The sequence below is a fragment of the Cupriavidus sp. H19C3 genome, from assembly GCF_049393815.1.
GTDB lineage: Bacteria > Pseudomonadota > Gammaproteobacteria > Burkholderiales > Burkholderiaceae > Cupriavidus.
The window spans coordinates 1,721,638-1,733,690 of sequence record NZ_CP184986.1 but is presented as its reverse complement, the minus strand read 5'-3'; the positions used below and the strand labels follow the sequence as shown (position 1 = coordinate 1,733,690).

General features: G+C 67.6%; 9 protein-coding genes and 1 pseudogene. 3 read left to right on the top strand and 7 right to left on the bottom strand.

Annotation, left to right across the window (positions count from 1 at the left end):
• Positions 1–103 precede the first annotated feature (103 nt).
• Complete coding sequence (locus tag DFLDMN_RS27305; protein WP_423198869.1) at positions 104–2,824, bottom strand: MMPL family transporter; 2,721 nt, start codon at positions 2,822–2,824, stop codon at positions 104–106.
• A 204-nt stretch (positions 2,825–3,028) separates the two neighbouring features.
• Here DFLDMN_RS27305 and DFLDMN_RS27300 point away from each other — a divergent pair, with 204 nt between their 5' ends.
• Positions 3,029–3,664, top strand: coding sequence for an MlaC/ttg2D family ABC transporter substrate-binding protein (locus tag DFLDMN_RS27300; protein WP_423198868.1), 636 nt, complete (start codon positions 3,029–3,031; stop codon positions 3,662–3,664).
• Positions 3,665–3,785: 121 nt separating this feature from the next.
• On the opposite strand, the gene hpnH is transcribed toward DFLDMN_RS27300, so the two are convergent.
• Both hpnH and ispH read right to left on the bottom strand, forming a co-directional pair.
• Positions 3,786–4,958, bottom strand: a complete 1,173-nt coding sequence (gene hpnH / locus DFLDMN_RS27295) for an adenosyl-hopene transferase HpnH (RefSeq protein ID WP_423198867.1) — start codon at positions 4,956–4,958, stop codon at positions 3,786–3,788.
• Positions 4,959–4,990: 32 nt separating this feature from the next.
• Positions 4,991–5,992, bottom strand: a complete 1,002-nt coding sequence (gene ispH / locus DFLDMN_RS27290; protein ID WP_423198866.1) for a 4-hydroxy-3-methylbut-2-enyl diphosphate reductase — start codon at positions 5,990–5,992, stop codon at positions 4,991–4,993.
• A 215-nt stretch (positions 5,993–6,207) separates the two neighbouring features.
• Between ispH and hpnA the strand changes: the two genes are divergently transcribed.
• Complete coding sequence (gene hpnA, locus DFLDMN_RS27285; protein WP_423198865.1) at positions 6,208–7,224, top strand: hopanoid-associated sugar epimerase; 1,017 nt, start codon at positions 6,208–6,210, stop codon at positions 7,222–7,224.
• 37 nt (positions 7,225–7,261) lie between these two features.
• Here the strand turns inward: hpnA and DFLDMN_RS27280 are convergent, their stop codons facing one another.
• The 4 genes and pseudogenes from DFLDMN_RS27280 to DFLDMN_RS27265 form a co-directional block, all read right to left on the bottom strand.
• Positions 7,262–8,410 carry a glycosyltransferase gene (locus tag DFLDMN_RS27280; RefSeq protein ID WP_423198864.1) on the bottom strand — a complete coding sequence of 383 codons (1,149 nt, stop codon included), beginning with the start codon at positions 8,408–8,410 and terminating at the stop codon, positions 7,262–7,264.
• A 33-nt stretch (positions 8,411–8,443) separates the two neighbouring features.
• Positions 8,444–9,421 (bottom strand): ferritin-like domain-containing protein, encoded by a 978-nt coding sequence (locus DFLDMN_RS27275; protein ID WP_423198863.1) that lies wholly within the window; start codon positions 9,419–9,421, stop codon positions 8,444–8,446.
• A gap of 391 nt (positions 9,422–9,812) precedes the next feature.
• A pseudogene (locus DFLDMN_RS27270) lies at positions 9,813–10,049 on the bottom strand (hypothetical protein); the annotation flags it as partial.
• A 197-nt stretch (positions 10,050–10,246) separates the two neighbouring features.
• Positions 10,247–10,507: a hypothetical protein gene (locus DFLDMN_RS27265; protein WP_423198862.1), complete on the bottom strand. Its 261-nt coding sequence runs from the start codon at positions 10,505–10,507 to the stop codon at positions 10,247–10,249.
• Positions 10,508–10,838: 331 nt separating this feature from the next.
• On the opposite strand from DFLDMN_RS27265, the gene DFLDMN_RS27260 reads away from it, so the two are divergent.
• On the top strand, positions 10,839–12,026 hold the full coding sequence (locus tag DFLDMN_RS27260) for an AGE family epimerase/isomerase (protein ID WP_423198861.1): 1,188 nt from the start codon (positions 10,839–10,841) through the stop codon (positions 12,024–12,026).
• The last annotated feature ends 27 nt before the right edge of the window (positions 12,027–12,053 follow it).

Genomic DNA, 12,053 nt, shown 5'->3' with positions numbered 1-12,053 from the left:
AAACGGTGCGATCGGCGAAGTTCTTGTTATGAGGGAAGGGCCGGCAAGATTCAAGCGCGCCCCCCTCATGCGAAGGGAGGACGCTTGGGCGGAAGCATGCGATCTACCGCCGGGTATTGCCCTTGTCGGTCCTTTGCGGACTATCGGCGGATTTTGCCAGTTGTGTAGCGACCATGACAGGGGGCATCGATGGTCCGTGCGGATCGGTCGACAGGCGTCGACGCGGACGACCCATCAGGATCGGCTGGAAGAATACCGCGCCGGCCAGCGTGCAGACCAGTGCCAATGCGAGCAGCTTGCCCATGCTGGCGGTACCGGGGTGGTGCGAGAGCCAGAGGCTGCCGAACGCGGTGGCCGTGGTGGCGGCGCTGTAGAGCACGGCATGGGTGAGGCTCGACTGCAGCAGCTTGGTCTTGCCATGGCGCCATGCAATCACGTAGTAGATCTTGAAGGCCACGCCGATGCCGAGCAGCAGCGGCAGCGCAATGACATTGGCAAAATTCAGTGCGATACCGAAAGCCGCGCACAGCTCGAGCGTGACGATCGCCGAGACCAGCAGCGGAATCAGCGTGCGCGCCACGTCGCTGATGCGGCGCAGCGTGATCCAGAGCAGCACCGCGATCGAGATCACGGCCCACACGCCCGCATGCGCGAACGCGGTCATGATCGTATCGGCCGAACCGCGGATCGCGATCGGACCACCGGTCGCCCCTGGGGCCAGTTGCAGCACGGCGGCGATAAAGCGGTCGAGCGTGGCATCGCGGACGTCCTCGTCGGTGCGGGCGGCCGGCGGCAGCTTGGGGCTGACCTGTACCAGTGCCTGTCCGTCCGGCGCCAGCCAGTCGCGCACGAGTTCCGGCGGCAGCGATGCGCGCGACACCGGCGCGGGCGTCAGCGCGCGCTGCAGCTGGGCCAGCGCCAGGCGCAGCGGCAACGCGATGGCGGCTTCCGCGCGGTCGCGCGTGGCGGCGTCGGCGGCGGCCAGCTGGCCCAGGGCGCGGCTCAGGTGCGCGGCGGATGCGGCGCCCGGGCCGGGATGATCCTCGGCGGCCAGCGCGAGCTGGCGCGACGCATTGCGCAACGAAGCCACGCGGCGTGCGTCGTCGGCCGGCGCCGAGGTCGGCTGCGTGAGCACCGGCATCAGCGTCCTGGCCATATCGGCGATCGCGGCGAGCTTGGGTGCCTGGTCGGTCGGCAGGAACGTATCGAGCGTGACCACGCGCGCGACCTCGGGCAGTGCGGCCAGGCGGCCGGCCAGCGTCTGCGCGGCGCTGACCGAGGGCATCAGGATATTGACGTTGTCGGTGCCGGCCTGCGGCGCGTCCTTGAGGGCCAGCAGCGTGGACATCGACTCCGAGTGCGGATCCTTCAGATGTAGCGGGTCGAAGTCGAAGCGCAGGTGCATCAGCAGCGGAATGCCCGCCACGATGATTGCGCCGGTCGCCAGCAGCACCGACTTGCGGTGCCGCTCGAAGAACGCATCGGCCGGTGCCAGCCAGGCGAAGCCGGGCATTTCCGCTTCGCCCTCGGGGCGCAGCACACGGATCAGGGCAGGCAGGACCGTGAAGGTGGTGGCGAATGCCACGATCATGCCCACGCCGGCGATCTTGCCGAGCTCGGCCACGCCGCGGTAGTCGGTGGGCAGGAAGCAGAAGAACGCCGCTGCCGTGGCGGCGGCGGCCAGCGCGAGCGGCGTGGCCACGTCGCGTGCCGCCATCTCCAGCGACAGCATCAGGTCGCCATGCTCGTGGCGCTCGGCGCGATAGCGCACGCCGTACTGGATGCCGAAGTCGACGCCAAGGCCGACGAACAGCACCGCAAACGCCACCGAGATCATATTGAGCGCGCCCACCATCGCCAGGCCCAGCGCCGCGGTCATGATCAGGCCCGCGAACAGGCTGGTCAGTACGGCCACGATCAGGCGCGCCGAGCGCAGTGCCATCCAGAGAATGCCGATTACCACGATCACGGTCAGGATGCCGTTGAGCGCCGCGCCTTCGCTGACCGACGAGAATTCGTCGTCGGCCAGCGGCTGCGACCCGGTCAGGCGCACTGCGGCGCCATAGCGTTCACCCAGCTTGAGTTGCGCGGCGGTGGCGCGGATCGCGTCGCTGGCGCCGGAGCCGGCCTTGAGGTCGCCGAAATCCAGCACCGGCGACACCGTGATGAAGCTGAACGCGCGGCCTTGCGCATCGGGCTTGAGGTCGCTGTCGACAAGGCCCGCCCACGACAGCGCCACCGGCTTCTTCGCGAGCACGCCGTCCACCGTCCTGGCGCTCTCGCCGAGCAGCTTGTCCATGTCGGCCAGCTTGACCTGCCCCAGTTGCAGCGGCAGCGCGAGGGTGGTGGTCAGCAGGTCGGCCAGGCCGCGCAGGGTGGGATCGTGCGCGAGGTTGTTGAGGAGCGGCCGCGCCTGCGTCAATTTGCCGCCCATGTCCCGCACCGTGGCGGTATCGGCGAACAGCAGGCCGTTGTGTTCGAAGAAGGCGCCGCCGCCGGGCTGGCCGATGGCGTTGAAGCGCTTGGGCTGCTGGCGCAGGGCGTCGGCCAGCTCGTTGGCGGCGGCGTCTGCCAGTTCCTTGGCCGGAGCCTGTACCACCGCGAGGATCAGGTTGTCGCGTTGCGGAAAGGCGGCGCTGATCGCCTTGTCGTTGGTCGCCCACGGTGCGTTCGATTCAAGCAGGCGACTGATATCGGTGTTGATGGCGAAATTGCGCGCCACGTAGACACCGCTCACGGCGGTGAGCAGCAACGCGACCGCGATCACGCCCCAGGCGTGACGGGTAGCGAACTTGACGGTACGAATGAGCAGCGATCTCAGCATTGGGGGATAGGTTTGCGGCGCTTGTGGCCGACCACTGGCGCACCATGCGGCAGCCCGGAGTATAGCGGCTGGCACCGGAGGTGGAGACGAAGCCACCGGGAGGTGATGTCGAGACCACCGCGTCAAGCGTCTGCCCGATCCGCTATATACTGGACCGTCATCCGGCCCGCCGGTCCGTTATTGCCCGATCTCTGTTAGTTGCCCATGAAGCTCTCCGGTTTCCATCCCGTCGCTCTTATTCCCGTTGCCGCCGTGGTGGTGGTTTCCGCCGCCCATGCGCAGGCCGTCGATACCAAGGCGGCGCCCGACCGCCTGGTGCGCTCCGCCGTCGAGGGCGTGATCGCGCAGATCCAGGCCGATCCCGAAACCCGTAGCGGCGATCTCACCAAGATCACCGCGGTGGTACGCCGCCAGTTCCTGCCGTACACCGACTTCGGCCGCACCACGCGGCTGGCCGTCGGCGCCGCGTGGAAGCAAGCCACGCCCGCGCAGCAGAAGGCGCTGCAGGACCAGTTCACCCAGCTGCTGGTGCGCAGCTACGCGGTGTCGCTGTCGCAGTTGCGCGACCAGAATCCCAAGTTCCGCTACCAGTCCCCACAGGCCGGCAGCAATGCCAACGACTCGGTGGTAGCCACGCGCGTGCTCAACAATGGCGACGAGATGCTGATCGACTACCGCCTCACCAGGACTGGCGACGGCTGGAAGATCTATGACATCAACATGATGGGCGCATGGCTGATCGAGGTCTACCGCAAGCAGTTTGCCGATATCGTGTCGCGTGACGGCATCGACGGCCTGATCAAATACCTCACCAACCATAACGCACGCGGCGCGGCCTGATCCCGCCTGTCTGGCGACATTCCATCCGGCAGGCTCGACGATCTCCATAACAAAATAACAAAACGGCTGCGCAACGCGCAGCCGTTTCGGATGGATCAAGCCGGATGGATCAAGCCGAGGCTCAGTGCACCGTGGCCGTTTCCTCGGTGGCCTTGTCGGTCTTGCCGCGGCCGTTCTTTTGCAGGCCGCCGATCTCGGCCAGCTTGATCTCGACGTGGCGCGAGAACACGTAGTCGGCCGGGCGTTGCTTGTCGAGGGGAATGTCCGGGGCCATCGGGCCGCTGGTCTTCACGCCGCGCAGGCTCACGCCGAGGGCCTTGAGCGGATGGGCGAAGGTGTCGGCCACGGCCGTCGCTTCGTAGCCGCTGTGGACCATGCAGTCGGCGCACTTCTCGTAGTTGCCGGTACCGTAGGCGTCCCAGTCGGTGTCTTCCATCAGTTCCTTGAAGGTCTTCACATACCCTTCGCCTACCAGGTAGCACGGACGCTGCCAGCCGAACACGGTACGCGCCGGGTTGCCCCACGGCGTGCAGTGGTAGGTCTGGTTGCCGGCCAGGAAGTCCAGGAACATGGTCGACTGGCTGAAGGCCCAGTTCTTGCCGGCGTTGCCGCGTGACAGGATGTCGCGGAACAGCTGGCGGGTCTTGCCACGGTTCAGGAAGTGCTGCTGGTCGGGGGCGCGCTCATAGGCGTAGCCCGGCGAGACGGTAATGCCGTCGACGCCCATCTCCTTGACGGTGTCGAAGAAGCGCGCCACGCGCTCCGGCTGGGCATCGTTGAACAGCGTGCAGTTGATGTTGACGCGGAAGCCACGCTTCTTGGCCTCGGCGATGGCGGATACGCAACGGTCGTACACGCCTTCCTGGTTCACCGAGTGGTCGTGCATCTCGCGGTCGCCGTCCAGGTGGACCGACCAGACGAAGTACGGGCTCGGCTGGTAGTCGTCCATCTTCTTTTCCATCAGCAGCGCGTTGGTGCAGAGATAGACGAAGCGCTTGCGGGCGATGATGCCACGCACTATCTCCGGCATGTCCTTGTGCAGCAGCGGCTCGCCACCGGCGATGGACACCACCGGCGCACCGCATTCGTCCACCGCATCGAGGCATTCCTTGACGGACAGGCGCTGGTTCAGGATGGGATCGGGATAGTCGATCTTGCCGCAACCGGAACAGGCGAGGTTGCAACGGAACAGCGGTTCAAGCATCAGGGCGAGCGGGTAACGCTTCTGGCCGGACAGATGCTTGCGTGCGATGTAGGCGCCCACGCGGGCGACCTGCAGAAACGGAATGGCCAAGGTGCTTCCTTCTTGTCTATATCAGGCTTGCGTCAGCTTGCCGACGCCTGGTCGGCGAGCTGCGCTTCACTGTTGTCTTTGATCGTCCTGGCCGTCCTCGCGGCCAGTTGCGGATCGGCCAGTTCGGCCGGCAGGCGGAATTCGGCATGTTCCTCGATCCCTTCCATGGTCGATACCTCGACCGGGCCGAGGCGGCGCAGGGCCGCAATGACGTCTTCCACCATTTCCTCGGGCGCGGACGCCCCGGCGGTAATCCCGACCACCCGGGCGTCGCGCACCCAGGCGGGATCGAGTTCGCTGCCGTCCGCGATCAGATAGCTCGGCACGCCGCTTTCGGCGCCGATCTCACGCAGACGGTTGGAATTGGAACTGTTGGTGGCGCCAATCACCAGGATCACGTCCACCAGCGTGGACATTTCGCGTACCGCGCTCTGGCGGTTCTGCGTGGCATAGCAGATATCGCGCGTAGCCGGGCCCACCAGGTCGGTGAAGCGGCGGTGCAGCGCGGCGATGATATTACGGGTGTCGTCGACCGACAATGTGGTCTGCGTGACGTAGGCCACCGGCGCGTCGGCCGGGATGTCCAGTTGCCCGACCTCGGCCTCGCTCTGCACGAGAATGACCTTGCCCGGGATCTGGCCCATGGTGCCTTCCACCTCGGGGTGGCCGGCATGGCCGATCAGGATCACGGTGCGGCCGGCGGCGGCATATTGCCGGCCCTGGGTATGCACCTTGATCACGAGCGGGCAGGTGGCATCGATCGCGTGCAGCTCGCGCTCGCGCGCCTCGGCGACGATCGCGCGCGACACGCCGTGGGCGCTGAAAATGGTCACGGCACCGCCAGGCACCTCATCCAGCTCCTCGACGAATTTTGCGCCTTTCTTCTTGAGCCCTTCCACCACATGCTTGTTGTGGACGATCTCGTGGCGCACGTAAACGGGGGCGCCGTGCTTGACGAGCGCGCGGTCGACGATTTCGATCGCGCGCACGACGCCAGCACAGAAGCCCCGAGGCTGGGCAAGAATCACCTGCATAGAGACGGCCCCCCGACCCTCATACGAATTTTCATCATTTATTTGGTATTCCGGCATCACTTTTCCGGCTCACGGTGGTTACTATATACCGCTGCCGATTTTCTTGTCTGCGACGTTGGCATAGGCCAACACGCCTTCTGTCGCCCTACAGTCGCCATTTGCAGTACATTTCCCGCCCGGGACTGGCGCAAACAACGGCCAGCCAAGGCATTTTGATGACAGGGGAACTGAAAATTAGCGATTCCATACTGGTAACCGGGGCATCCGGTTTTCTCGGCTCCTCGGTGATGCGGCAGGCACTCGAGCGGGGTTTCCGCGTACGCGTGCTGGTGCGCGCCTCGAGCCCCCGCACCAACGTGGCCGGACTGCCGGTCGAGCTGGTCGAGGGCGACATGCACGACGCCGCCTCGATGGCGCGCGCCATGGACGGCGTGCGCTACCTGTTCCACGTGGCGGCCGACTACCGCCTGTGGGCGCCCGATCCCGAGGAAATCGTCCGCAACAACCGCAACGGCACGCTGACCGTCATGGAGGCGGCCAGGGCGGCAGGCGTCGAGCGCATTGTCTACACCAGCAGCGTCGCGACCCTGCGCGTGGCAGGGGCCACCGCCCCGGTGGACGAGAACGCGCCGATGAGCGCGGCCGAGTCCATCGGCGCCTACAAGCGCAGCAAGGTGGTGGCCGAGCGCGAGGTCGAGCGCATGATCGGCGCGGGCCTGCCCGCGGTGATCGTCAATCCGTCCACCCCGATCGGGCCGCGCGACGTCAAGCCGACGCCGACCGGCCGCGTGATCGTCGAAGCCGCCACCGGCAAGATTCCGGCGTTTGTCGATACGGGTCTCAACCTCGTCCACGTGGACGACGTCGCCACCGGCCATTTCCTGGCCCTGGAGCGCGGCCGCATCGGCGAGCGCTACATCCTTGGCGGCGAGGATGTGCCGCTGCGGCAGATGCTGCGCGATATCTGCGACATGGTCGGCCGCCGCGCCCCGACCGTGGAGCTGCCGCGCTGGCCGCTGTACCCCGTGGCCAGGGTTGCCGAAACCGTTGCCCGCTTTACCGGCAAGGAACCGTTCGTGACCGTGGACGCGCTCAAGATGTCGCGTTACCGCATGTTCTTTACGTCCGACAAGGCCCGCCGCGAGCTCGGCTACGCGCCGCGGCCGTATCAGGAAGGCCTGCGCGACGCGCTCGCCTGGTTCCGCGAGGCGGGCTACCTGGGCAAGCGCTGACCGGCTGGCAGGGGATGGCTGGGGGCGCGCCATCCGTTCAGGACCTCACGGGCGCCTGCGAGCGCCCCTTCCATTGCCCGCCGCGCTTGAGCCAGTAGCGGCGCGCGGAATCGAGCGTGGCGCCGAGGTAGAACAGCGCCGTCAGCGGCAGCAGTGGCGCCAGCCAGGCCGGCTGGCGGTATTCGCGCAGCATCGGCCGGTAGCTGGCCGCCATCAGGATCCACGCCAGCCATGCCGGCCACAGCGCCGGGCCGCCTGCCAGTGCCAGCACGGGCGGCGCCAGGTACGTCACGATCATGCCGAGCGTGGCGCCCGCCAGCATGAGCGGAGAGTAGTGCAGCTGCGTGTACGCGCTGCGCGCAATCATGTTCCAGAGGCTGGACCAGTCGTCGTACGGGCGCAGCGACAGGCTGTCGTCGGCGAGGTCGAGGCGGATCGAGCCGCCTTGCTTGATCTGCGCGGCCAGGCTGCAATCGTCGATGAGCTCGCCGCGAATGGCCGCGAAGCCGCCGATCCGCGCCAGTGCCGCGCGCCGTGCGAGCATGCAGCCGCCGGCCGCGGCGGCCACGCGGCTACGCGGGTCCGCGACCTTGCGGAACGGATAGAGTTTGGCGAAGTAGAAGACAAAAGCCGGCACGATCATGCGTTCCCACGCCGATTCGCAGCGCAGGCGCACCATCAGCGAGACCAGGTCGCGCTGTTCGTCGATGGCGCGCGCGACGAGTTCGCTCAGCACATTGGGGCCGTGCCAGATGTCGGCGTCGGTCAGGAACACGAAACTCGCGTCCGGCATGGCGGCGTCGGCCGCGGCCAGGCCCTCGGACTGCGCCCAGACCTTGCCGCTCCAGCCGGCGGGCAGGTCGCGCGCGCCGATCACGGTAAGCGCTTCGGCGCGGCCCAGCGTCACGGCGGCCGCGCGCGCGATATCGGCGGTGCCGTCGGTACTGTGATCGTCCACCACGACGAGGTGCAGCCGCCCGCCATAACGCTGGCCCAGCACGCCGCCCACGGCGCGTGCGATCACATCGGCCTCGTTACGCGCGGGAATCACCGCGACCACGGCGGGCCACGAGGCGGGGCGAGGGGAGGGGGCGGGTTTGGCGACCCGCCAGAATCCCGCGCGGGCGAATACCAGCACGCACCAGATCACCAGTGTCAGCAGGGACAGTCCAAACGCAAATGCCATGGGTCTTCTTGTGTGGTCTTGAGGGGATGGCCGCTACTTGACGAAGCGGCGCGCCAGTCGGGCCAGTTTCGGCACGAAGTTCGGGCGCAGCAGGCGCGCATCATACCCCGCCATGCGACGTTCGTTCTCCACCAGACAGAGGTCGATCAGTGCACCCGGCGTCATCGACTCGGTCAGTGCGCCCGAGGTATTCATCGGGAAATTGGCGTCCTGCACGCTGTCGCCGGTGTCGATGCCCTTGGCGATGCCGATGCGCTCGCGGATCAGGTGGATCCACACGCGCCATACCTTGAGCGTGTAGAACGGCCGGCGCCACCACGGCAGGCTGCGCCGGTACCAGGCGGCCCAGTTGACGAAGAACAGGATATGGCGCCCTTCCTCCTGGATCACGGGCTCGAAGGTCTCCACCAGTTCCTCGGGGAAGAAGCCCGATTGCCTGGCCGCCGCAAACAGGCCGAACGCGGCAAAGCTGTCGATGCATTCGCTATAGCCGGTGGCCAGCCAGCCCCATTCGGGATCGGCCGGTACCGGGTATTCGGGTTCCGGCTCGAGCGCAATGCCATAGGCCTCGACCAGCTTGGACAGCACCACCTTGTGGCGCGCCTCCTCGTCGCCGTCCATCTCCAGCGCGCTGCGCAGCAGCGGATCGCGCACGCCGCTCGCAAACGCATGCACGCGTACCGAGGCGCGGCCTTCGGTCTGGACGGCGATATCCCAGATGGGCAGCGTGGTGACGCGCCTGAGGGCGTCCGGCGCGAGTTTCGGCCAGTCGATCACGGCCGGCTTGTAGGGGTTGTGGGTCTGCAGCAGCATGTTGCAGAACATGCGCAGGTGTTCGGCAGAGCCAATACGGATGGGACCAGGGGTGGGGTCGGTCCAGTTGCGCATGGCATAGTCGGCCTGATCGACCGCCGCGCGCGCAATCGTGGCGGCCACGGCGGTGGCGCGGCGCTCGGCATCCGATTCCGGCAGGCTGGCCACCGCGCTGTCTTGTTCGTATTTTTCCGTCATCGGCTGCTTCACCCCTCTTTCCCTGAAACCACGTAGCGCGCGAGGGTGCCATTGTAACGATGGCGTGCGCATGGCGCAGCCATGCAATTTTTGCCTCAAAGTGGGGGAAACCGGCGAAATCGCACGGTGCCGCGGCACGCGGCCGCGGCCGCGGGGCTCAGCGCGCCCGGCTTTGCGTGCGCGTTTCGGGACGACCGTCGGCGCGAAGGCCGCGCGGCGGGGCGAGATGAGGGGCGGGGTGAGGGTCGGGGTGAGGGTCGGGGTGAGGGTCGGGGTGAGGGTCGGGGTGAGGGGCGGGGCGGAGCTCGGAACCCGGGGCGGCGGCCAGGTCGGGGCGCAGCCCATGCCGCGCGTCGGCGCGCGCTTCCGGCCGGACGCTGGCGGGGTAATGGCGGTGCCATTCCTGCTCGATCTCGGGAAACACATCACACTCGCCGCGCACGATGTTTTCAATGGTGGCGCAGATGCCCTCGGTGCCGCGCGGCCCTACGCAAACCAGGCTGCGCGGATGCTCGGCATGGGCGGGAATCGCATAGACGTGCATGCCCTCGCGATACAACGGGTGCATGACCAGCCGCTCGTTCATCAGTTCGACAAAGCGGCGTGGACTGACGGTGGGCTTGTCCATCGCTCTTCTCCCTGGGTTTGTGCGCCTGGCCTCGCCGGCACCTGGGTGCATCGGCGGGGATGGCGTCTCGGTGGCATGACGGGTTAGCGCGGCGCAAAGGTGCCTCCGCGGGGCAAGGCATGCCCCGCAGCGGGTGGCCACCCTAGCAGACTAGGCCAATCCGGGCGCGCTGACAAAACCCTGCGCCCGTTTGAATCTCAATGTGGAAGCGGCTTGGCGGGCATTCCGCCGGTCTTGCGCGGCGCATCGAGCATGCCGTTGCCGCAGGCCCAGCACGCCGCCTCGGCTTCCGCCTGAGACGCATAGTCGAGCGCCGATTCGATCGTGCTGTCGCAGTCGGCGCCGCCGCAGTGTTCTTCCACCACGATGCGCCAGCTATAGCGCCCGGGCGGGTCTTCCAGAACGTGCATGACGAGCGTGCGACGGCTGTCGCTGAGCGTGAGAGGTTGCGTGGACATGGTGCGCTCCCGTGCGGCCGGACCGATGGCCGCTGGACTTTTAACCATAGCATCGGCGCCGCACATTGCGAGACGATGGATTGCGCGGCCGACCGAATGGCGGTCCAATGACCCGGTGGCACGGTGATGCCGCGCGCCGCCGCGCCGCCATGACCGGACGCCATGACCGGGCGCCATGACCGGGCGCCATCGCCAGACGCGGTCGCGCCGGGCAGCTTTGGGCAGCTTTGGGCAGCGTCGGGCGGCTTCCGCCGGCGGATGTCAGCTTTCGTCGCCCGCGCATTTCCAGTATCTTTGCCCGCTTGGCGCCCGCCACCCGGACCCGATCACCATGCCCGTCAGCCCTGTTTCGCCTCCCGCCACCGCCTCGACCGCCACCGCCTCGACCGCTGCCTCGCACGGATCGAGGTCAGCATCGACGCTCGCACCGATGCTGGCCCCGCTGTTCGCGCATTACGACACCGTCGTGCTGCCGGCGTGGACCGGGCCGGGCTGGCATGCCGGGCGGCAGCTGGCGCACGAGGCGCTCGACGGCGCCAGCGGACAGCCGCGTCCCGACCAACGCTTCCGCGCCATGGCGTGCGCACGCCAGCTGTTCGTGTTTGCGCGCGCCGGCAATCTCGACCATGCGCGCACGCTGTTCGGGTCGCTGCAGCGCTACTTCGGCGATGGCGCCGGCGCCTGGATCTACAGCGTCGACGCCGCCGGCGCCGCGCTCGACGTCACCCGCGATCTCTATACCCATGCCTTCGTGATCTTCGCGGCCGCGCATTATTTTCGCGCGGCGGGGGACCCGCAGGCGCTCACGGTGCTGCGTCACACCGTGGACGTGGTCGAGCAGCGTTTTGCCAACGGCAATGGGCTCTACCATGCCGCGCTGGCGGAGGACTTCGGCGACAGCGGCGCGGGCGTGCTGCAGAACCCGATCATGCATCTGACCGAGGCCTACCTGGCCGCGCTCGCGGCGACTGGCGACAGCGGGTTTGCCACCCGGCTACGGGCGCTCGCGAGCGCCGTGCATGACACCTTCGTCGACCCGGCCACGGGCTGCATCGCGGAGTTGCCGCAGGGCGCCGCTGGCAACCGCATCGAACCCGGGCACCAGTTCGAGTGGTATGCGCTGGTGAAGACGTCGCCGGCGCTGTTCGATGGCACGCCCTTGCCGGCCGCGCTGGAGCGCGCCTATGCGTTTGCGCGCCGCTTCGGCGTCAGCGACGAAGACACGATGGGGGTGCCCGCCGCGTTACGCGCAGATGGCGATCTGCTGGACGGTGCCCAGCGCATCTGGGCCCAGACCGAGTTTGCGCGTGCCTTGGGCATTCGCGGCACGATCGGCGGAGATGAGAGCGCGTTGCGCGATCTGGCGCGCTGGATCGGCGCGTTTCGCGTCCGTTTCCTGCACCCGCTGGGCTGGCACGAGGTGCTGGCCCCGGACGGCAGCGTGAGCCGCGCCGAAATGCCGTCGACCACGCCATATCACCTTCTCACGGCGTACGACGCGCTGCGGGCCCTGCCGTGAGTGCGTCGTGACGTGGCCGCCGCATAG